Origin of the sequence: Bartonella sp. AC535YNZD (assembly GCF_042196625.1) — a bacterium.
Taxonomy (GTDB): Bacteria; Pseudomonadota; Alphaproteobacteria; order Rhizobiales; family Rhizobiaceae; genus Bartonella.
In genome coordinates, this window is the sequence record NZ_JBHIQP010000001.1 from 23,989 (window position 1) to 46,378 (window position 22,390).

The following is a 22,390-nucleotide window of genomic DNA, read 5'->3' on the forward strand; positions in this document are numbered from 1 at the left end:
GACAAATATTAAAAATGGAAGCAAGTCATTTTTAAAGAATTCAATGCAACCATGAATAACACAATTAGGCCTTTTCTGCCTATTTGGTGTAAATGGATACTCAAAAAATATGCTTAGATTTGGGTTCTACAACAAGCTAACCTCAAAAAATATGATGGAAGACCTGATAACTTATTGCGATAATTATAAAAGTTTTGGAAAGAACACATCTTTTATTGCATTCGAGGAGCCAGCCCCATACAAAGTATCGAAGTTTATAGAGAAAAATTCTGATCTATGCTTAAAAATTTGCGAGATTTTGACAACCGAGAATGACCTAAGTATATACAAAAAATATGTACAATCGTCTATGGGAGTTCTGCTTTCATAGCGAACCTATATTCATAGTTTGCAATACCCCGTCTTATATAAACAGAATTAAGTAAGTTCTATATTTATGTTAACTTTCCAGCTTAAGTGTTTTTTCTGATCTTCTCTCTACAGAACAAAATGCTTTCTCGTTATAGGAAAAAAGCTTGAACCTTTTGATATTATCACAAAATCTCCTTTTTTAGGAAAATATGGCGAACCCCAAAATAGAGAATGGACGCAATATTTTCTGCAAAACAACACTATTGAATCCCTACCTTACTCATATCATTTAATGAAACACGATAATGACTAAGTTTTCTAAAATTAAATTAAATAAAAATATTTATGATATATTAAAAATTATGCTGCCAAAACAAGGCTCTATAAAGATACAAAGGGATTTTCCAAAAAAATACGCGATTGACATATTCACAAGGTCGATGAAATTCTCTTGAATTATAGAGGGAGATATATGATTGTTTTTCTAATTGTGACAGCACACAAATTTCGTGATTTATTTTGCCCATTAGAAAATATTGGTTAGTTGAGTAAGTTTTAAAATACATAGCATTCCGTATAATGTAGTGTGTATGTATAAAACTTCTCAGGATGATCGTGTTAATAGCAATGTTTAAGGGGGCTTTTTTTGGAAAGATTTTACAGCAATTACGAGTATCTCTAGAATGAAAAGCGCTGATTTTTAGAACAGAGAGAAACATTGATTATAACAGTTTATTAGGCTAAACGCAGAATATTTATCCTAATGATTGATGGTTAATTGTAACGGAATAGTTTTTTGATAATCATAAAGAAAAAGGTATAGAGCGTGTTTCTTTTAGTTAAGGAAGAGTATTGCTCATTTTTCTTTCTAAAAGTAAGCAAATTCAAAGATAATTTTTTGTTCTTGTAGTGGTGAGAAAATAATTGTTGAATTCAGTGAAGGGAAGATTCCTATAGATTGTTACAAAGTTTAATAAAAGTTGGAATACTTAAAAATTCTCAGTTCCTATAATGATTTAAGAATACCAGATTAGGATACGGAGAATTCAAGAGCTCAAAACTTTGTGATAATATTGGTTTAGAATTACATCTTGTTCATTCAGACGAGATGAGCTCGTTATTATATGTCACAGAAACATAGAGGTGGAGAATTTTAAAAAAGCTTATTCAGAATCTGACTTAAAGGTTATTGGAACTTTAACAGTAAGATTGGTTTTGTCTCATGTTGCTCAAAAATTAGCAACCAATCTTGTTGTGACTAGACTAAATTTGGAAGATCTGCTCACTGAACATTTTTATAATATTATGAAATGATAAAATATTAATATTTCTTCTTGTACCGTACATGAAGCCGGTGCTATTTGTATTTATTATCCGTTGCACCATTGTCCGAAATATATTTTAAGTGGTTGTCACTTGAAATATGCCTTGGAAAATTATTTGGCAAGAGAGCGTACCTATATGTATTGGAAAGTAATTTCCTATTATTTGTCTCAATCTATGCGTACAACGTTACCAAGTATAGAATTCATGCTGACAGATGACTTGCGAAAAATAAGTGTCTATAACGCATTTAGACTAAAATTTTACGAAAAACTGGAATTTAGTCCCGAACCATATTCGATAATGGAGAAAATCGTAAAATGGCTTGAGTCTCTATTTAAGAGGGAAGAGGCTATTGCGTAATTCTGTTTTTCTTATGATTGTGATTGGTTGTTTGACGAGTTTTTGTGCTAGTGGTGTATTATCTATTGGCCTTTCTTTGTTACAATTCCAAGATACAACGGGAAAAGCGTCTGCTACTTTAAATGTCGTTAATTTAATCGCAATTGGAATTGCTGGTTTATGTTTGGGAAATGTGTTGGCGCACTATCAAGGCTTTATAATTGGGTTTTATAGTCAAATTATTTGCGCTTGTTTATTGTCTTTCTTATTATTTATGAACAATCCGGTACTTATTTTATTTGTATTTTTTTTACTTTCTCTCTTGATGGGGGCTGATAATCCAAATAACAATAGTGCCTTGAATCTGCTGGTTCCAGCTCCCAAACAAAAAGCTGGAATTTTTGCATTTTATACTAGTTGCTGTCAGTTTTTTGTTATTATATCCCCGTTGCTTATATATTTTATAATTGCGCATTTGGGGCACAAAATAGCCATAGCCTTTATTGTATTTATCTATCTTTTGAATGCCAGCTTATGGTTTCGTATAAAGTCTATACAACACCTAAACAGAGTAAAAGAGCTATTAAAAAAGCCATCTCAAAAGGCTTATGGAGTTGGTTTTAGATGCCTTTGGCGGATTTCTGCGTTGCGGTTTTTAACGATTAATCGTATTTTGAATAATTCTCTCTATACGGGGCCTATTGTTTTATTGCCACTTGCTCTTGCTTCTATAACATCAGATAACATAAAATTTACAGCTATTCAAAATTCTATTTTTGCTTTGTCAGCACTGGGTTTTGTGATCAATGGTCTTATCTCATCTTATTATTTACGGAAATTTCCATCTTTAATTCGTTTTTTTGTATGGGGGGCACCGGCTTTTGCCGTGATCGCAATCTCTTTTGTTTTATATTTAAATTTTACTCAATATTCCCTTTATATTATGGGGTTTTTATTAGGTATTGGGCAATTTTATTTTAGGGTATCGGGAATAACAATTGGACAAGCTATCACACCTAGTGAAAATTTAGCCGAGGTTATTTTGGCAGGCGATGCCAGTGTGCGCATTATAACAGCTTTATTCTCTATTGTGCTTTTATATGCAGGAAAATTTTTTTCATTTTCTATATTATACGTCCTGTGTGTATTTATAGGCTTTTGCGCCCCTTTATTTATTTTGCACGGACTATCTATTTACATACAAAGCTTAGAGATAAAAGAAAGTGCCGCATGAATGATGTTCAATTATTATATTACGTCAGCCTTTTTTTGATTATCGTATAGATAAAAATTTTGTACAAATATTCATGACATTAATTTTAAATGAGCACATTGCGTGAAAAAAGCTGAGGTATTCGTTATCTCTCATGTGGATAAAACGCATTTAGCCCGTTAATCAACAAAATTGCAAATAGCACTATGATCACCATTAATTCTAAAAGCTCTACCAGAAGTTAGTGATAATGGCAAAAATCCTTTAATGATATTTGAAGAGATCGTTTATGCTAGATCAGGTTATCTAAAGATCGAGAGAAGAGGAGCTTAGAAATTATAAAATTGATGAAAATTCAATAGTAATTTCTAAGTGTACATAACGACAGGCATAGATCGGCGCGAACTAGTCAATTTCAAACAATAAAAAATCCTGCAAATGCTGAGCTTTTTAAACTATGTCATATCAAGCATATGAAAGTTCGTTTTAAATTAATGGCGGAGAGAGAGGGATTCGAACCCTCGATATGGTTTCCCATATACACGCGTTCCAGGCGTGCGCCTTCAACCACTCGGCCACCTCTCCAGAAGTTTGCACTATACCCAGAAAGAAATAACGTGCAAGTCTAAACTATACATTCAAAACCCAAAAAACAAATTCATTTATTAAAATAAGAGCTTTTATCTGTTGAATAACAAGCACATCTCTTCTTTTTAAGAAAAAACTTTTTTCGTGGATAGGTTTGTAGAATACAATAATGGGAATAAAAAGATTGTCACCAGTTATAAACTTTCATGCTCATTTACGCACTTTCTGCTTCACAAAAAAATACTTCTCTTAAAATTGGCATACAGTCCATGGTTTTACGCAACCAAATAATTAAATATTTCTCGCTTCACAGCATTGATTACCCTAATAATAAATAGAATAATAACGATATGAACTTCTTATATCCCTAATATTAAAATTGTTTATTCAGATAATAAATTTCATTTCAATAAAATCATTCTCGACCTCCTTCTTGCCTCCAAGGATGAAAATCCTTAATCACTATAACTTTGATTACAAACAACTCTCTCTTGAAATGAGATCTACCAGCTAATCACTTTTATGTTTCAGACAATATATAACATATTGATTTATAATGATTAACCATCGTTTACACATCATAAAAACCTCGAATATCGTAATTTTTTCTCACCATAACCCCTTTCATATTGAATTAATTAAAATCACTTGCTTAATAGGAAGGGATGGTATGTGGGGGGAGAACATTTTAAGAGAGGATAAGTGGCTCTTATGCATTTTCTTAAATAGCACGAATTTTTGCAACATTGAGAGCTGTAAAATAGTGTGACGGTATCAGTTTTCTCTTTCATAGGATCCATAATAAGCCCTACTCTAAATCCTCTACTCAATTTCACACTTCTATATTTAGTTGATACTAAAGAAAATAAAATTCAGACAAAAAACTTTGCATTTTTAATTTAATATGTATGAATATATCTTATTTTCTAAAATGAAAAAATAGTCTCGTTTTGATCAAATACAAAATCATAAAAATGCAAACCTGTTTTCATTTTTACCATATACTTTTAAATTCAGCTTTACAGTTTTCAAAATATCTAAAGTAATCTCAATTATTTAAAAGAGGTTACGTATTACTTCATACTTTTAATTATCGCATTCTTTAAGCGTGATATGGTCTCATCACAAAACAGAATACTCTAAAAATACTATTTTCTTTCTCATCCACACGTTTGTTAAAAAACATCTCTTAAAGCTTGTCACATCTAACTCATACGGTGTCTATGAATGGTATAAAATCTATTGGATAGCATCATCTTTCCTTAAATAAAAAGGAAAAGCCAAGTAACATCACGCTATTTATCGCCTAATGTTACAATATCTATTGCTATTTGAGAGAATGCATAAAAGGAATTTATTCTTTCTTAGAGTGTTTTTATCTATACATTACTCCTCTTTGTAATGTATAAAAGAATAATTTTTATTAATTTAATATAGAGAAATTTAAAACGAGAAAACCCTACAATATTCAGGGTTCTCATTATGTAAAACGATAAATTACCATTATAAATTAATATGCTGCCTATAATCGTCCTAAAGGATAATGTTTTACAGCACTAAAAATCTGATTAGTCTGCAAAATGAGCTCGTTCTTTCCCCTTAATGTTTTTTATCACCTTATATCCTTGCTTAGAGCACGTACAGCTCGTGCAGTTTCACATTGTAATGCTTTTTGTGCTAAAATTTTCATATCTTCAAAACTATGAGTCTGTAAATACGCCTTTACTGGAGAAATATCGCAAGATATCATAGAAAGCTCATTAATTCCCAATCCAGTCAAAATCATTGCACCAAAAGGATCTCCAGCCATACCACCACATACACTAACCCAACACTTATTTTGTGCAGCTCCCTGAATAGTCTGATAAATCATACGCAAAACTGCTGGATCAAGGCTATCAGCTTCAGACACAAGGTACGGATTTTGCCGATCAACAGCCATTGTATACTGTGTTAGGTCATTGGTTCCAATTGAAAAAAAATCAACATGGGCGCTCAATACATCTGCCATAATGGCCGCTGCTGGAACTTCGATCATAATACCAAGTTTTAATTTTGGTGCATCAATATCGTTGCGGATTTCCTCTGCAATCTTTTTTAGAGCAACAATCTCTGAAACAGACATGACCATCGGAAACACAATCCATAGATCTCCACCCTCTTTTGCTGCTCGATATAAAGCACGTAATTGAGGCACCAAAAGATCACGTCGACGTAACAAAAGCCGCGTTCCTCGAACACCTAAAAAAGGATTGTCCTCTTTAGATAAATGTAAATGCGTAACCTGTTTATCTCCACCAATATCAAGTGCACGAATAATTAATGGCTTATCTCCTACAGCTGTAATCATCGCCCGATATATATTAAATTGTAGCTCTTCATCCGGAATATATGGATTCTCTAAAAACAAAAATTCCGTGCGCATAAGTCCAACACCTTCAGCCCCCAAATCAAGCGCAACAGGAACCTGATTTGCGTAGTTGACATTAGCCATGATACGAATTCTTTGACCATCTGTCGTTTGCGCTGGTAATCTACACGTACTTATTTCACTGACACGTTTTTGCGCAACAGTATCAATATGCCTTTGAGCATCTTCAACGTCTTCAAGCGTAGGATCAAGGTAAATAAACCCGTTATCGCCATCAATAATAGCCTGAATATCAGACTGAATTGCTAAAATATCATCACCTGCAGCAACAACCATTGGAATACCAAGAGTACGCGCCAAAATAGCTGTATGAGATAACGGACCTCCCCATGCTGTTGCTAATCCTTTTACCCTTGTACAATCAAGTTGTGCTACATCAGAAGGAGAAAGGTCATTTGTAACCAGAATTACACCATGTGGAATATCATTTAAAAAGAACGATCTATAGGATGGATTGATTTCACCTAAAACACGTCGACCAACATCAACTAAATTAACAGCACGTGCTGCTAACAAAGGATTATCCACCTTAAAAAACATATCTGAAAATTGATGAACCGCTCTATCCCAAGACCAAGCGACACCATGACCTTCCGCTATAAAACGACAAGCTTGAGCTATTAAATTTTCATCTTCAAGCAAAACCATTTGCGCAGAAAAAATCGCAGCAGAATCTGCTCCCATACGCACTGTAATATCAGAAATCACAGATGCCATTTTATGTTTTGTTTTTGTAAGAGCATTTTCAAGACATGCTGCACCAGCTGCAAAATCAATTGGCTGATCTATTATGGAAATATCATTTTGCTTTAAAACAAAAATCTTACCAAATGCTAATCCTGAACTCGCTCCAACACCAGAAATGCCTTTTTGCATAGAGCGTGGATACCAACCATGAAAAGCCTTTGTTTGAGATTCCATTGCTCTCATCAGACATTTTTCGCTAATACTCACTTTTTTTGCAATAGCAATGGCATCATTGAGAAGTTGTGCTCCTTCTGCAGCATCTGTAGAAAAAATCAGAACATCACCGTTTTTTGCTCCTAATTGCAATAAACCAACTAAATTTTTCATTTCAACGGTATATTGACCATGGCGAACTCTGATAGAGCTTTGAGCCTTTTTCGCAAAATCAACCCAAAGAGAAGCTGGTCGTGCATGAAGACCACTTGGATAATCTAAAATCCATTCCTGACACACCGAAAGGTCACCAATAAAAGTTTTTTCTATCTTCATATTTTTGTCAAACAAAGTTGTAACAATTTGCTGTTTGTCCATAGTTGTTGCAAGTACTTCAAGCTGTTTTTTATCAAATAAAAGAGACGTCAATTTTTTACAAATTTCTCTATAGCGATCTGGACACGCTGCAATGGCAATAACCAAATATGCTTTCTTGCCATCCTGCCACTCAACACCAGCAGGAACCTGTATAACAGCAACAGCATCCTTGATAATTAAATCACGATTTTCAGCCATACCATGAGGAATGGCTATACCATTTCCAAGCCAAGTATTGGTTGTTTCTTCACGTGCCAGCATACTTGCCAGATAACATTTATCAACGGCACCAACCTGCACAAGCAATTCAGCAGCAGCATAAATTGCATCATTTTTATGATCAAAAGCAGCTGCAAGTTTTACAGATCTTATAGACAAGATTTCACCATCAGTAAAATCTACATTCATTGCTTCTGCTTTCTCATATCTCATCATGAATTCAAATTGCCTCACATTTGAACACCAATATCTCTGATAAATTCCTTTTCAAAGCTGCATTTCCCAAAATACAAGCTATAAATACCACCACAGCTTTATTTATATTTTACGGAATATAGCTAAGTGAGGTGCTTAAATACCTCAATGTAACCGATAAAACAATTGGATATTATTATCTAGCCAAGTGCTTAAAATCATCATAAGCAAGTCTGCCTCTTACTCTTTTACTTTACAAAGACAAAAAAACCGTTTTTTACAGCACCAATCACCTGAAAAACTATGCTTTCAAAACGTTCTCATTATCCTAAGTTATTCAACATAACTTTCCATTATTCTCCCTACAAGAAAGCATCCTTCCCAATCATCCGTAACTTCAGCTAATATTTTAATTGATTCCTCAAAGTTTATTTAACCTATTATCCCTCTTTATAAATTCATTACATAATTACAAATTGCTCCATGCAATTTATCATCTTTAAAATTCCGTACTGCCCATCTTATGATATCAAACTCTCGATATATAATATTTATATATTTTAAGCTACACCTTTACTTCAATCAATATCGCAAATACACAATGCCCTCTGTCGCACATTTGCAAAGTACGACACCCTCAAGCACCATCACCAACTACTAAAATCAAGAAAAACTCTACAAATAAGATAAATAAAGTAAAAAATGAAAAGCAGTTATTGCCTTAACCCTAGCTTTTATGCTTGTTTATTTTCAACAATACACAATAATAGTGAAATCAGAAAAAATATTCTTGAAGGGCGCTGATTGCACGTTAGTTATTTTTATATCTTTAAACACCGTCCTCCTTAAAAATATAATTTCACTCTCGATTTACCGAAAATTCCTTAATACACGTCACTTTCAAAGTAGTTTTGACTGCCTTCTTATGGATTTTTTTATCCTTATGTCTTTTTAAATGAATAGCCCCACCTATCCACACTACCACCTAAAAACAGTATGACAACTCATCAATACCACAATGCCGATAAAAAGACCCATCTTTATCAAAATGATTACATAAAGAATGCTCTCATTAAATTTCTCATAATTTTCTGAAAACAAACTGCTTCTCTTATAAGAAATTACTCGACACTTCTTTATACATAAAAAGAAAATCTCTCCTCACTATTATTATACAGAAACTTATCAACAAATTCTATCATAATATCAATATGTTCAGAACTAAATACTAACATAACAACGCACAAACTTTTTCCCTCATTGAGAAAAGTAATTTCCCCAATTCTACCTTTTATCTTCTACATTTATTATAGTACCAACGCAAAAAGGGAAAGATGAGATTCATCTTTCCCTTTTAATACTTATAAAACCACAACTACAATTCAATGAAATCCTGTTTATGGCTAGAGAGTGTTACAGATTACTCTGCTGCCTCCACCATAGGAATGACTGAAACATAGGAACGATTACCCGCTTTGCGTTGAAAAGAAACCTTTCCATTTGATAATGCAAAAAGCGTATGGTCTTTTCCAATGCCGACATTGTTTCCAGGATGCCAACGTGTACCACGCTGGCGAATAATAATATTTCCGGCAATAACGGTTTCACCACCAAATTTTTTAACGCCTAGACGTTTCGATTCTGAATCACGACCATTACGCGAGGAACCACCAGCTTTTTTATGTGCCATAGACGCTCTCCTTTAATCTTTCTTACTCTTTGATGCTACAGATACTTTCTTCTGCGACGCAGTCTTTTTTTCAACCGTTTTTTTAGCCGTCTTCTCAACAGAAGCAGAAGCTTTTGTTTCTTTTGGTGTAGTTTCTTCTTTTATAGGTTTCTCAGCAACTTTTTTAGGTTTTGAACCACCCATTAAAATTTCTAAAACACGAAGCCTCGTAAACTCTTGACGATGGCCACGCGTGCGTTTAGAATTTTGACGACGGCGCTTCTTAAATGCGATAACCTTGCGCCCACGTGCCTGTTCTAAAATCTCAGCTGTCACCAATGCATCAGCAACGACAGGGGTACCAATAACCGCATTACCTTCTTGCCCAACCATTAATATGTCATTGAATTCAACTACATCACCCGCATTTCCACTAACTTTTTCAACTTTTACCACTTGATTAGCAACAATGCGGTATTGCTTACCACCAGTTTTAATGACTGCGAACATTTTTTATCCTTCCGTTCACTCCAGCTCTTATTTAATTTCTGCCTTGAAATAAGGGAAAATAGGCTGCTTTTTATCAGTCGTAATAGATCTCAAAGAAGGATAAAACCTTCTTCAACACAAATATGCGCAGATTTCCCCACGCTTATATTTTGTATATATGAAGGAATTTCTATTCTCTGTCAATAAAGTCCCATAAAAAAGAAAAAAAGGTTGTACCAAAAACAATTGAAGGTTATCTACCTCTTATACACTCAAATAATACCGATTTTTGTTTCACTTTATTATGGAGAGATGGCTGAGTGGTTGAAAGTACCGCACTCGAAATGCGGCATAGAGGCAACTCTATCGGGGGTTCAAATCCCTCTCTCTCCGCCACAGTTTATAAAGCGATTGTAGCTTGCCAGCGGGTTTTGTATATTTTGCCACTAGGTTTTGTACCAATTCATTTTTTTTCAAAGAGTTTTAAAGGTGTTCTCAAAGGGTCTTCAAAGACCTCTCAAAGGTCTTTATCGTTTTTGCGAATAAATTCTCATTTTTACAATTTTTGCACTTTTTTGATTTTCTGTTACATAAATCTAATCCAGATAATAAGAGAACGCATAGTAAAATTAAAGAATTATCTCATATTTCTTTCTCATTCTACTTTTGCTTAGTTAGTACAAAAACTACTGTAAAATTATATTTATTTTGCACGTCTTACTTGAATATGTGCTAGCAACCCTAATGTTGAACTATCACGATTATCCGCTTTACTTTCTCCACGAAGAATTGGTAGTAACTCATTTGCTAATTCTTTACCAAGTTCAACACCCCATTGATCAAATGAATTAATATTCATTAAAATCCCTTCAACAAAAGTACGATGTTCATAAAGCGCAATAAGACGACCGAGTGCAAAAGGTGTTAATAAATCCTGAACCAGCGTAATGCTGGGACGGTTTCCTTTAAAACTTCTATGAAGAGCTAAATAACCTGCTTCACGTTCATCAACTCCATTTTTTATCAAGATATGCTGAGCATCTTCAATACTACGCCCCTTCATCAAGGCTTTTGACTGTGCTAAACAGTTTGCTAGCAACATCTCATACATAGAATGTAAATTTTTCTCATGCCCTTTTATAAATAAAATAAATTCTACAGGAATAACATCTGTTCCTTGATGCAGAAGCTGAAAAAAAGCATGTTGACTATTTGTGCCTGAATCACCCCAAACAATTGGACCACTTGAAAAACTTAATGGTTTTCCATCCAGCGAGACTTGCTTACCATTTGATTCCATATCAAGCTGTTGTAAATAAGCTGGAAAATGTATTAAACGCTGCGCATAGGGAATAATAGAGCGTGATGAATAACCACAAATAACACGATGCCAAAACCCTAAAAGAGCAAAACGAATAGGAATATTTTTATGCAAAGGCATGGTTTTAAAATGTTGGTCCATTTGCAAAGCACCATTGAGAAATTGGCGAAAATTTCGACCACCTATTGCAAACATCACAACAAGCCCAATGGCTGACCAAATTGAATAACGCCCTCCAACCCAATTCCAAAATTTAAAAACTCTTGTCGAATCTATGCCAAATTCTGCCACTTTATCAAGCGCACTCGAAACAGCAACAAAATGCGTGCAAATGGCTTCTTCTCCTAAATGTGAACAAATCCACTGACGTGCAACTTGAGCATTTACCATTGTTTCAGCCGTTGTAAAAGTTTTAGAAGCAATGACAAACAGCGTTGTTGCTGGATTCAAAATAGAGAGAGTATCAGAAATATGAGCACTGTCAGCGTTAGAAACAAAATGACAACGTGGACCATCATGATAAGGTTTTAAAGCATATGTAACCATTGCAGGACCAAGATCAGATCCACCAATACCAATGTTTACAATATCACTTATTCTCTCTCCATTGCTTCCCTGATAGCTTCCATCACGTACCTTTTCAGAAAATCTTTCCATGTCTTCAAGAACATCTTGAATATCGCGAATAAGATCATGGCCATCCAACATGAAAATTTCGTCAGCAGGTAAACGTAATGCAATATGAAGAACCGAGCGTTTTTCAGTTGTATTAATCGCTTGACCAGAAAACATTGCATCACGCCGTCCTAACACATCTGCTGCAACAGCTAAATCATCTAAAAGTTGCAATGTTTTAAATGTTACCCCACATTTTGAAAAATCGAAAAGAAGATCATCAAGTCTGAGAGAAAAATGGGAAAAACGCTGTTCATCTGCTAAAAAATGTCGACGAATATCATAGACCCCATCCTTTGCGGCATGGCTCCTTAAAGCATTTAATGCGGCTTCAAAAGCCTTTTCATTTCGAATCGAAAAGCTATCTCCCATAAGCTTATCCTATACAGTTATTGACAATGAAATCTATGCCCAAACAATAACAAAGCAGAAAGCATCTCCTTTATTGCTCCCTATCTTTACTGTTCACATAAAAACTAAGGAATATAAAAGTAAAAAATAAGATTTGAAGATGATATTTTTACAAGAATAAACTTTTAAATCTTTTCCACTCGATACATCATTTAACTTTATTGAGTTCTTTTGTTAATAATATAGCTTCTTCTGCTTTTGGTCTTATAAAACGCCCTAAAAAAAGATAAACAACCGGTGTAACATAAAGCGTAAAAATAGTTGCTAAGCCTAAACCACCAACGATAACCCAACCTAAAGCTATACGCGCCTCTGCGCCAGCACCTTTGGCTAAAACCAAAGGAATACCTCCTAAAATGGCACAAATCATTGTCATGCAAACTGGACGAAGGCGAATGTTTGCTGCTTCTTCTACGGCTTCACGCACGCTTCTTCCCTGATCACGTAATTGATCTGCAAATTCAACAATAAGAATACCATTTTTCGCCATAACGCCAATTAACAAAATTAATCCAATTTGGCTGTAAATATTAAGACTCACACCACTCAATAGCATAGCAATTACAGCACAACCAATCCCTAATGGGACAGTGGCCATGATAATAAATCCTGAAATAAAGCTTTCAAACTGAGCAGCCAAAATCAATAAAATAATCAAAAAGGCAATGCCAAAAACAATCATAAAACCGGAGGATGTTTCATTAAGCGTTTCAGCTTCCCCTAAGGGAACTACATAGGTTCCTTTCGATAACAAAGGAGATGCAATTTTCTGTACCGTTTGGTAAGCTTCCCCTAAAGCAATACCTGGAGCAAGATTTGCACTTAAAATAACAGCACTCATGCGTTTTTCCCGTTTTAATTGGGGCGAGATAGCTTTTTCATGTAAACGTGCAATAACCGATAAAGGAACATATCGATTGTCTTTGGTCTTTAAAAAAATGTTTTCTAAATCACTAGGACTCTTCATAGAATTTTTACGCGACATCAATTTAACATCGTAAGAATGATCATCCACGTTAATGGAACCAATCTTTTTACCATCCAACATTGCTTGTAATGTATCGCCCAAATTGGTGATATCAATCCCTAAATCGGAGGCTTTTTTTCGATTGATTTCAATGAAAAATTGCGGTTGTGTTGCATCAACAGTAAGACGTGGGCGAATAAAACGCGGATCATCTTGTAAAGTACTCACCAGCTTATCAGCAATGGGTTGTAATGTTGCATAATCATTGCCAAGAATTGCAAATTGTAATCCTTGCCCAGTTCCTCTCACACCCAAAGAATTTCCTTGCGCAGCAAACACAAAAACTGCGGGAAACTGTTTAACCTTTTCATTAATATCTTTCACGATTTCTTGCTGACTCCGTAAACGTTTATCCCAAGACGAAAGCAATAAAATCAAAAAAGCAGTATTGGGTGAACCACCAGCACCCGCAATAGAGTAACTGTTAGCAATCTCCCCTGCATCACGTAATGGCTGTAGACTTGCTTCAATTTGCTCTACTTGCTCGTTCAAATATTGTGTTGAAATACCTTGTGGTCCATTAATAACCAAAAAGATCACAGCTCTGTCTTCTGCTGGCGTTAATTCCTGTTGTAATTTCGTATAGCCTCCAACACAAAGACCCGCAAAAATAAGTGAAGCAAAAACAACAGCCCAAGGCTTTTCTAAACACTTATGCAAACTGTAAGTATATGCCTTATGAAAAAAAGTACCTAATTTATATAAAAAAGCAAAATGATGGGACTCTTCCTCTTTCTCCTCAATATGTTCTTTGAGAAAACGCGAAGCCAACATGGGACAAAGCGTTAAGGCAACAACTGAAGAAAGCAAAATAGAAATTGCCAAAACAAAACCAAATTCTCTAAAAAGACCTCCAACTTGCCCAGGAAGAAAGGAAATAGGAACAAACACAGCCACTAAAGTCAATGTTGTTGCTAAAACAGCAAAAAATACTTCACGTGTTCCTATCACCGCCGCAGCCCTAGACCCTAAACCCATGTTGCGCCACCGAACAATATTCTCAAGAACAACAATAGCATCATCCACAACAAGCCCTGTTGCTAAAACAAGTCCTAAAAATGTGAGAATATTTAATGAAAATCCTACAAGATAAATAGCTGCAATGGTACCAATCAAAGCGACAGGAAGAGATACAGCAGGTATCAGCGTTACACGAATGTCTCTGAGAAAAAGAAAAATGACCAAGATAACACTCAAAATAGCAATAACCAACGCAACTTCAACCTCATGAAGAGCGCTTTTAATAAAAACTGCATCGTCATTAATAACGTCTATATGTACAGAAGAAGGAACAATACTTTTGAGATTATCAACAACGGTTCTCACTCCTTCAGAAATATTAAGAGTGTTGGATTGTGCTTTACGCACAATTCCTAATCCAATACCTGTCTTTCCATTGATACGGAGAATAACCTTTTCTATATCCGGCGATAAAGTGACATGCGCAACATCACCAAGATGTACATGAGGTTTTAAAACAACTTGTTCAAAAGATTCTGGTGTTGTTAAACGTGCAGTAGCACGCACAACTAAATTTTGCGTAGAATTGCGTAATGATCCTACTGGCACATCCGTTGTCATATCAGCAAGAACACGAGAAACATCTGCTACGGTTAATCCATAACTTGCAAGTTTTGCTTGATCTATATCAATCTGAAAAATCTTTGTGCGAGCGCTATCAACCTGTACATCACCAACACCATCAACAGCGGAAATTGCATCAACAATCTGATCGTCTACAATCGTGGTTAAATCATCAACACTCATTGTTGGTGACGTCACAACCAAATACATCATGGCAGCAGCATTGGAATCTGCTTTAATAATCAAAGGCGAATCCGCATCTTTCGGTAAAGTATACGTAATGCGAGACAGGGCATCACGAATATCAGATGCTGCAACATTCAAATCAACACCAACATTAAAATTAATCTGCACACGGGAGCGCCCAAAAGAAGACGTTGAAGAAATCGTCTTAACACCTGAAACACGAGAAACAGCATCTTCTATAATTTTTGTAACTTCACGATCAATTGTTTCTGCCGACGCACCAGAAAACACCGTCACAATCGTTGTTACGGGAGTATCAACATCAGGTAATTCTCTTACATCAACATTTAACCATGCTGCAAATCCTGCAATGATGATCATAGCATTTAAAACAAAAGTAAAAACCGGTCTGCGAATAAATAAGGTAATGAGACCACCTTGCTCGACCTGTGACATCGGCTGTTTTGTGCTCAATTCTTGGCTCATTGTATATCCGTTCCGTAAACTGCTGGTAATTGCTGTTGATGAGACTTTGGATCATCAATCGTTACTTTACTTCCTGGATAAAGCATTTGTACTCCTTGAATGACAACTTGATCACCATTTTCTAGGGGTGCTTTTACGAAAACTTGATCTGCTTTATGCTGAATAATTGATACGGGTATAGCCTCTACTTTCCCTTCTCTCACACGCCAAACGAATGACCCTTTACTGTTCCATTGAACCGCAAGAGGATTAACGACAGGGAAAGAACCACTATGAAATTGCAAGGCAACAGAAAAAGACATACCAGACATAAGCGTATCTTTTTCATTATTAATTTCAACCTGAGCATGAAGTGTGCGACTTTCTGGATCAACGATATTATCAATCGCATAAATATGACCAACAAAAGATTTGTCTGGCTGCGCAGTTAATGTTGCCGTTACCTCATCTCCTTTATGGATGCGCGACACATATCGTTCAGGAGCCCATATGTCGACCAAAATACGTTCTCTATTCTCAATACGGCCTATTACAGTATTAAGGGTCACGTTATTCCCCGCATCAACAGGCAAAATACCAACAACCCCAGGAATCGGTGCACGAATTGTTCGCCGATCGAGATCTAATTCAGCATTACGCAAAACTAAATTTGCATTATCCAACTCTAAGCGTGCTGTAATTTCTTGAACTTCTGTTGCTGTATTGCTAGCACGTAATTTAAGAATGCGCGAAAGCGTTAACGCATTATTATCACGTTGTACTTTTGCTTTTGCAGCCGCTATTTCCTCTTTTTTAGAATCAAGCTTTGCAATCACATCACCTACTTGTACTTTTGTACCAGCTGACACAAAAAGCTTATCAATAACACCTGGAGATAAAGGGGTGAGCTCGACTTCTGCAAGTGCTTGTCCACTCCCTAGAACGTTAAGTTGTTCATAAAAATCTTGATTTTTTACAAGATCAACGACAACCTTTACCGGTGGTTTTCTCATTTTTCCATTTGAATCTTTATACGATACTCTTGTTTTATCCACCATAGAAATGGGTTGGTCTGCACTCTTTTTTCCAACCCAATAAGTAACCGTTAAAACAACGATTAAAAACACTAATGGAAAGATCTTTTTTAATAACGCCATACATCCGCCCTTGCTGTGTCATGTTCATCTGAAATAGTTTTCAACAGTAATATCGGCGTTTTACACAAAAACCCAACAGCGGGTGTATATATCTTACCCCACCGCAAAAAACACATCTCATCTCTGCTTGACTATCTTTCATAGATTAAAACGTCAAGTTAACTATCGTTCATATTGCTTTGTATGGTCATGACAAAAAAATGTTCATATCAAAACCAACTGAAGCCATAATATATTATATCCTTTTTTAAAATATATCATAAAAAAAAGAGATTTTTTTTATGACGACTCAAGTTTCACTTGCATTTCTTTAATGAAACGATTAGGAACCCTTTGTCTTAGACAATGTAAAAAATTGAAATGTATGCACCCGTAGCTCAGCTGGATAGAGCACCAGACTACGAATCTGGGGGTCAGGAGTTCGAATCTCTTCGGGTGCGCCATCTATCAATATCTTACTTATAAAGTCAGACTTTTTAAATTCTTTATTTTGTGATCTATTATTTTGTATTTTGTTATTTCATTCTGTTGTGGGGCGTTTCTTTAGCCATTTTGCTAGAATAAAATGTTATGAGTCCTTCAATTCAGCTCTAAGGTGCTTTTATTAGCTTATAATCGTAGCGATTACATGAGTAGCGTATGTTGTTGTTTTCTTTTTTCAATCTATGCGCTTGTTTTTGGTCTCTTCCGGATTATACTCTCTACTCAGTTAGGTAATTTTTACGTGCTTATTTCTAATTGTTCCATAACTGAATGTTTCTAGATATTTTATTCCTAGCAGTCCCATCTTAAGAGGGATTTCAGATGTGCCGCCATAAACTCCGGTTTACCACCATGTGAAGCTTTTTCAGTGTGTTGTTGGAAAGAATAAATAAACTACTTCTCGAACATACTACTATGAAACACTTATGGTATCCATTAATATCATCAGCATTTGTTGCAAACCAAAGCTTCTTTTCGCAATATTTTTAATTGAATTAAACGTATTTTTACTGCTTAAAAGCAAAAAGATTCTTTTTCCTAAAAAACAATAAAACTCTTCTTGTGCTTCTTTAGCATTATCTCTTGCATGGCATATCATCGATTTCTATGATATCTTAATATTTTTCTGTTCTCTATGAATTTTTCTAATTAATCCATGGGTACAGATTTCAAACATTAATAAAAGCTGAATTTAAAGAATTTTTCCATGCCTAAAACTGATATTGAAATTGCTCGCACTGCTAAAAAGCAACATATTATTGAAATTGCACAAAAAATTGGTATCTCACATGAAAATCTCATTCCCTATGGCCATGATAAAGCTAAAATTTCTTCTGAATACATAAAATCGCTTAATAAAAATCCAGATGGTAAACTTATCCTTGTCACAGCTATCAATCCCACACCTGCCGGAGAAGGCAAAACAACAACAACAGTTGGACTAAGTGATGCTCTTAATCTTATTGGTAAAAAAACAATAGCTACCTTGAGAGAACCATCTTTAGGTCCCTGTTTTGGTGTAAAAGGCGGTGCTGCTGGTGGTGGTTATGCGCAAGTCATTCCAATGGATGACCTTAATTTACATTTTACCGGTGATTTTCATGCTATTACAGCTGCTCATAATCTTCTTGCCGCAATGATAGATAATCATCTTTATTGGGGAAATACTCTAAACATTGATCCACGTCGCATTGTTTGGAAACGCGTTCTTGATATGAATGATCGTGCATTGCGCGATATTGTCATTTCATTGGGGGGCATAACAAATGGTTTTCCACGCCAAACAGGTTTTGATATTACTGTTGCATCAGAAATTATGGCGCTTCTTTGTCTCTCTGAAAATTTAGAAAACCTTACACAAAGACTCAAGAAAATTATTGTTGCTTATCGTTATGATAAAACGCCCATCACCGTTGCTGATCTTAATGCAGAAGGTGCAATGGCAGTTCTTCTAAAAGATGCTATACAACCCAATCTCGTACAGACAATTGAAAATAACCCTGTTCTCGTTCATGGAGGACCTTTTGCTAATATTGCTCATGGCTGCAACTCAGTTATAGCAACAAAAACTGCTTTAAAACTCGCTGATTATGTTGTCACAGAAGCAGGATTTGGAGCCGATCTTGGAGCAGAAAAGTTTTTCGACATCAAATGTCGGCAAGCAGGTATTGTACCAAATGCTACCGTGATCGTCGCAACTATTCGTGCATTAAAAATGAATGGTGGTGTGGATAAAAATAACCTGACAGAAGAAAATATCACCGCTTTAGAAAAAGGAGCAGCTAATCTTTTACGACACATAAAAAATATGAAGCACTACGGTATTCCTTGTGTTGTGGCTATCAATCATTTTGACAGCGATCGCGATGCCGAAATAAAAACATTACAGAAAATAGTTGCAACAACTGGACACAAAGCTATTATCTGTAAGCATTGGGAACAAGGTGGGAAAGGCGCTATAGAACTTGCACAAGAACTCGTTACCTTGATTGAAGAAAAAAAATCTCATTTTAAGATTCTCTATCAAGATGATATTCCCCTCGTTCAAAAAATTAATTGTATTATAACAAAGCTATACGGTGGGCGTGGCGCCATTATCTCAGCCCCTATTCTCAAACAACTTGAATCTTGGGAAAAAGAAGGTTTTGGCGCCTACCCTATTTGTATGGCAAAAACACCTTATTCTTTTTCTGCTGATCCCAAGCAATATGGTGCGCCTGTTGATTTTGAAATTCCCGTACGAGAAGTTCGTCTCTGTGCGGGAGCCGGCTTTATCGTTGTCATTTGCGGAGATGTTATGACCATGCCTGGACTACCCCATTATCCCACGGCTGAAAAAATTCATCTTGATGAAAATGATCAAATACAAGGACTTTCATGAGTTTATAATCATGAACTCTATCATTCATTATAAAAAGCATTTTATTACAAAAAAAATAGAATTTTTAAAAGCGATATAGACAAATGTCTTATTTATATGATATAAGTGCTTGTTCTTTTGGATATGCCTTTAAAAGGACGTAGGTTTTTCTATTATTTGTGACACTGAAAAAAGCAGGATAAATAGTGCAAGTACTCGTTCGTGATAATAATGTTGATCAAGCGCTCCGCGCGTTGAAGAAAAAGATGCAGCGTGAAGGTATCTTCCGTGAAATGAAAATGCGTAGTTATTATGAGAAGCCATCTGAGAGGCGTGCTCGTGAAAAAGCTGAGGCTATTCGTCGTACACGTAAGCTTGCTCGTAAGCGTGCACAAAGAGAAGGTTTTGTTAGTAACGGACGAACTGTTGCAGTGAAGTAATATGCTTTTGTGTATGCGTTATCAAAATGGCATGAATTGTAGTGTAAATAGGTTATCAGAAATTTTGTACTTATAGAATATTGTAAATGAGTTTTTCTCATAAGGCGTGTGTTATAGTATTTAGAATTATCTGAGCATAATGGGTGTTTTGGGTCTATAAATGTAGTGATTTTTACTCCACTCTTCGGCATTTCAAGCACTGCATAACAAGCTGCAGTTCGGTTCTTTAAATCGACTTATTGCTGTACAAAATTAAGGAGAGAGTACTGGATATTTTGTAATGGCATTTTGCTATAGTTTTTCATCTCTCAAATAGCTCTTTCTTATGTACCGCTCACGTGCTGGTTTTCTTTTTTTCTATTAAAATATTCTGCATCTTTCGAAAATTCTAGATTATATTGCAAAGCACAAATCACTATTGCAATATGCGATTATGTATGTGTAGAGATATGATATCAAATACATAATCCTCGTTCCCTTCACTTATATAACGAAATGATTCCATAATTTTCGATATCTCTTGATTTTATCCCTTTACAAAGGGAAGAATTTTAACCACTGCATTACAGCTTGGTTTTTCTTGATAAATTTCTTCCCCTCATCAATTATGTTATTCACCTCATAGCGTATCGAGCAAACCTTCCCCTGAATATTTCATTTAATTTTCTTTTTCTCTAACTCAGTATAAAAGAAAATTGACAATAAACAAAGAAACCACTGTGATTTTAATATGTGTGAATATGTGCCTTATCTTATCATTTTTTATGAAAATATTTTTACAATTTAAATAACGATTAAAAATGTATAACATATTGATTTATTATTATAAATAAGCGTTTTTCATATTAAATAATAACTATGAATACCGTAAAGCTCTCATCATACACCCTCTCATATTGAATCAATCAAGATTATCTTCTTGTACATCATAAGCGGGATTCGTATGCAAATAGAATAAAAGCTATTTAAGAAAAAACAAAAAGGCTTCTTATGAACACCATAAATAATAGGAACTGCATAACATTGAAAGCTGGTAAATAGAACGATGGAGCCAGCTTATCTACCATACGAATAAGCATTATCATGGCATAAAATTATAATGTAGCAAATTTTATAAAGTGGATTATCACGAAAAAGTATCCTGTTAGCCCTTCATATATCAATCTACTCTACAATGCTGCTCATATTTTTACGCTTAACTGTTTTTATTTACCGTATTATTTTGTTCATTCAAAACTCTTTTCAAGCCACACAATAATCCCTTTACTGAACAGCTCTTTGTTCATAATATGCATACATGCACTTTTACTTCGAGAAACAAACTTAGAAAAGAGATGCAATACTTTAGCCCTAATTTCCTGTACACTTTACTGTTTTATCACGCGCACAGCTACATAAAAATCCAATGTTTATTTATATCTACCCCCTCATAAACAAGATAAGCACTAAGAAATACAAACCTTTTGTTTTCCTTATTTTGATATTTTTGTAGCAATTTTTTCATCGTTTAGATCTCTTTAACGAGCAGTGTGTCATACTTTTTATCAGTTTCCAGTCTTATCTTTCAGATTTTAAATTTCCAATATATGATGAAATAAAGGAGTTCGGTGTGCAAAGTTCTCGTTGGTTTCGCGTTTCAATACTCGCATCATGTATCTTAATAGCAACAGTCATTGTATTAGTTTCACCTCATTTGTTGCATGCACAAACATTTAATCAAAATTTAGGGCCCAGTGGTTTACCACTTCCGCGATTTGCTTCGATTAAACCTACCCGTGTTAATGTACGCATCGGACCAGGAAGCAACTATTCTATCATTTTTACCTACCAAAAGAAGGGGTTACCTATTGAAATCATCCAAGAATATGATCAATGGCGCAAAATTCGTGATGCAGAAGGCGATGAGGGGTGGGTGTATCAATCGCTTTTATCGGGAAAGCGAACTGCTATAACTATTCCATGGCAAAAAGATAAAACAAAAAGGCTGATGCTACGAAAAAAACCCACCGACAACGCAGAACTTGTGGCGGAAGTAGAACCTAACGTCATTGGTAATATCCGCCAATGTGATGGACAATGGTGCGAACTAAACATTAATAATACACGCGGATGGCTTCAACAACCCCAGTTATGGGGAATCTATCCTGATGAAAAAGTAAAAGGCTGGTGAATGCTCAAACTCAA

The 22,390-nt window shown here is 35.2% G+C and carries 13 protein-coding genes and 3 tRNA genes; 9 read left to right on the forward strand and 7 right to left on the reverse strand.

Translation table 11 applies throughout. The features are described 5' to 3' along the window. Positions 1-109: 109 nt before the first annotated feature. The 4 genes from ACFIM8_RS00080 (at position 110) to ACFIM8_RS00095 (ending at position 3,250) form a co-directional block, all read left to right on the forward strand. The gene (locus ACFIM8_RS00080; RefSeq protein ID WP_375606208.1) at positions 110-370 is read left to right on the forward strand and encodes a hypothetical protein; all 261 of its coding nucleotides are present in this window, start codon (positions 110-112) and stop codon (positions 368-370) included. Beyond that, the gene (locus ACFIM8_RS00085) at positions 336-425 is read left to right on the forward strand and encodes a YqcI/YcgG family protein (protein ID WP_375606207.1); all 90 of its coding nucleotides are present in this window, start codon (positions 336-338) and stop codon (positions 423-425) included. Before ACFIM8_RS00080 ends, ACFIM8_RS00085 begins: the two co-directional genes overlap by 35 nt. A gap of 107 nt (positions 426-532) precedes the next feature. Continuing rightward, positions 533-664: a hypothetical protein gene (locus ACFIM8_RS00090; protein WP_375608756.1), complete on the forward strand. Its 132-nt coding sequence runs from the start codon at positions 533-535 to the stop codon at positions 662-664. A 1,365-nt stretch (positions 665-2,029) separates the two neighbouring features. Beyond that, positions 2,030-3,250 carry an MFS transporter gene (locus tag ACFIM8_RS00095; RefSeq protein ID WP_375608754.1) on the forward strand — a complete coding sequence of 407 codons (1,221 nt, stop codon included), beginning with the start codon at positions 2,030-2,032 and terminating at the stop codon, positions 3,248-3,250. A 474-nt stretch (positions 3,251-3,724) separates the two neighbouring features. On the opposite strand, the gene ACFIM8_RS00100 is transcribed toward ACFIM8_RS00095, so the two are convergent. From ACFIM8_RS00100 to rplU, 4 genes are all read right to left on the reverse strand, one after another. Continuing rightward, a tRNA-Ser gene (locus ACFIM8_RS00100) sits at positions 3,725-3,814 on the reverse strand. Between the two features lie 1,615 nt (positions 3,815-5,429). Beyond that, positions 5,430-7,961, reverse strand: coding sequence for a phosphoenolpyruvate--protein phosphotransferase (ptsP, locus tag ACFIM8_RS00105; RefSeq protein WP_375614308.1), 2,532 nt, complete (start codon positions 7,959-7,961; stop codon positions 5,430-5,432). Positions 7,962-9,360: 1,399 nt separating this feature from the next. Next, complete coding sequence (rpmA, locus tag ACFIM8_RS00110; RefSeq protein WP_273723965.1) at positions 9,361-9,630, reverse strand: 50S ribosomal protein L27; 270 nt, start codon at positions 9,628-9,630, stop codon at positions 9,361-9,363. 12 nt (positions 9,631-9,642) lie between these two features. Continuing rightward, positions 9,643-10,119: a 50S ribosomal protein L21 gene (gene rplU / locus ACFIM8_RS00115; protein WP_375606203.1), complete on the reverse strand. Its 477-nt coding sequence runs from the start codon at positions 10,117-10,119 to the stop codon at positions 9,643-9,645. A 285-nt stretch (positions 10,120-10,404) separates the two neighbouring features. Between rplU and ACFIM8_RS00120 the strand changes: the two genes are divergently transcribed. Continuing rightward, positions 10,405-10,494: transfer RNA gene (locus ACFIM8_RS00120), tRNA-Ser, on the forward strand. 307 nt (positions 10,495-10,801) lie between these two features. Here ACFIM8_RS00120 and pgi read toward each other — a convergent pair. The 3 genes from pgi to ACFIM8_RS00135 all read right to left on the reverse strand — a co-directional run bounded on the left by pgi (position 10,802) and on the right by ACFIM8_RS00135 (position 16,924). After that, on the reverse strand, positions 10,802-12,466 hold the full coding sequence (gene pgi / locus ACFIM8_RS00125) for a glucose-6-phosphate isomerase (protein WP_375606202.1): 1,665 nt from the start codon (positions 12,464-12,466) through the stop codon (positions 10,802-10,804). Between the two features lie 187 nt (positions 12,467-12,653). After that, entirely contained in the window at positions 12,654-15,788 is a 3,135-nt protein-coding gene (locus ACFIM8_RS00130) for an efflux RND transporter permease subunit (RefSeq protein ID WP_375607841.1), read from the reverse strand. Beyond that, positions 15,785-16,924, reverse strand: a complete 1,140-nt coding sequence (locus ACFIM8_RS00135) for an efflux RND transporter periplasmic adaptor subunit (RefSeq protein ID WP_375606200.1) — start codon at positions 16,922-16,924, stop codon at positions 15,785-15,787. The genes ACFIM8_RS00130 and ACFIM8_RS00135 overlap by 4 nt, the downstream gene beginning before the upstream one ends. Positions 16,925-17,290: 366 nt before the next feature. Between ACFIM8_RS00135 and ACFIM8_RS00140 the strand changes: the two genes are divergently transcribed. The 4 genes from ACFIM8_RS00140 to ACFIM8_RS00155 all read left to right on the forward strand — a co-directional run bounded on the left by ACFIM8_RS00140 (position 17,291) and on the right by ACFIM8_RS00155 (position 22,376). Continuing rightward, positions 17,291-17,367 (forward strand) — tRNA-Arg (locus ACFIM8_RS00140). A gap of 746 nt (positions 17,368-18,113) precedes the next feature. Further along, positions 18,114-19,787 carry a formate--tetrahydrofolate ligase gene (locus ACFIM8_RS00145; RefSeq protein WP_375606199.1) on the forward strand — a complete coding sequence of 558 codons (1,674 nt, stop codon included), beginning with the start codon at positions 18,114-18,116 and terminating at the stop codon, positions 19,785-19,787. A 185-nt stretch (positions 19,788-19,972) separates the two neighbouring features. Further along, on the forward strand, positions 19,973-20,206 hold the full coding sequence (rpsU, locus tag ACFIM8_RS00150) for a 30S ribosomal protein S21 (protein ID WP_273717519.1): 234 nt from the start codon (positions 19,973-19,975) through the stop codon (positions 20,204-20,206). A gap of 1,609 nt (positions 20,207-21,815) precedes the next feature. Next, a complete protein-coding gene (locus ACFIM8_RS00155; protein WP_375614309.1) occupies positions 21,816-22,376 on the forward strand; it encodes an SH3 domain-containing protein in 561 nt (186 codons plus the stop codon). Positions 22,377-22,390: the final 14 nt, after the last annotated feature.

Excerpts from the sequence above, each read along its gene's own strand:
- ACFIM8_RS00080 (WP_375606208.1), top strand. The coding sequence starts at position 110 with ATGCTTAGATTTGGGTTCTACAACAAGCTAACCTCAAAAAATATGATG.
- ACFIM8_RS00085 (WP_375606207.1), top strand. The coding sequence starts at position 336 with ATGTACAATCGTCTATGGGAGTTCTGCTTTCATAGCGAACCTATATTC.
- ptsP (WP_375614308.1), bottom strand. The coding sequence starts at position 7,961 with ATGATGAGATATGAGAAAGCAGAAGCAATGAATGTAGATTTTACTGAT.
- rpmA (WP_273723965.1), bottom strand. The coding sequence starts at position 9,630 with ATGGCACATAAAAAAGCTGGTGGTTCCTCGCGTAATGGTCGTGATTCA.
- rplU (WP_375606203.1), bottom strand. The coding sequence starts at position 10,119 with ATGTTCGCAGTCATTAAAACTGGTGGTAAGCAATACCGCATTGTTGCT.
- pgi (WP_375606202.1), bottom strand. The coding sequence starts at position 12,466 with ATGGGAGATAGCTTTTCGATTCGAAATGAAAAGGCTTTTGAAGCCGCA.
- ACFIM8_RS00130 (WP_375607841.1), bottom strand. The coding sequence starts at position 15,788 with ATGAGCCAAGAATTGAGCACAAAACAGCCGATGTCACAGGTCGAGCAA.
- ACFIM8_RS00135 (WP_375606200.1), bottom strand. The coding sequence starts at position 16,924 with ATGGCGTTATTAAAAAAGATCTTTCCATTAGTGTTTTTAATCGTTGTT.
- ACFIM8_RS00145 (WP_375606199.1), top strand. The coding sequence starts at position 18,114 with ATGCCTAAAACTGATATTGAAATTGCTCGCACTGCTAAAAAGCAACAT.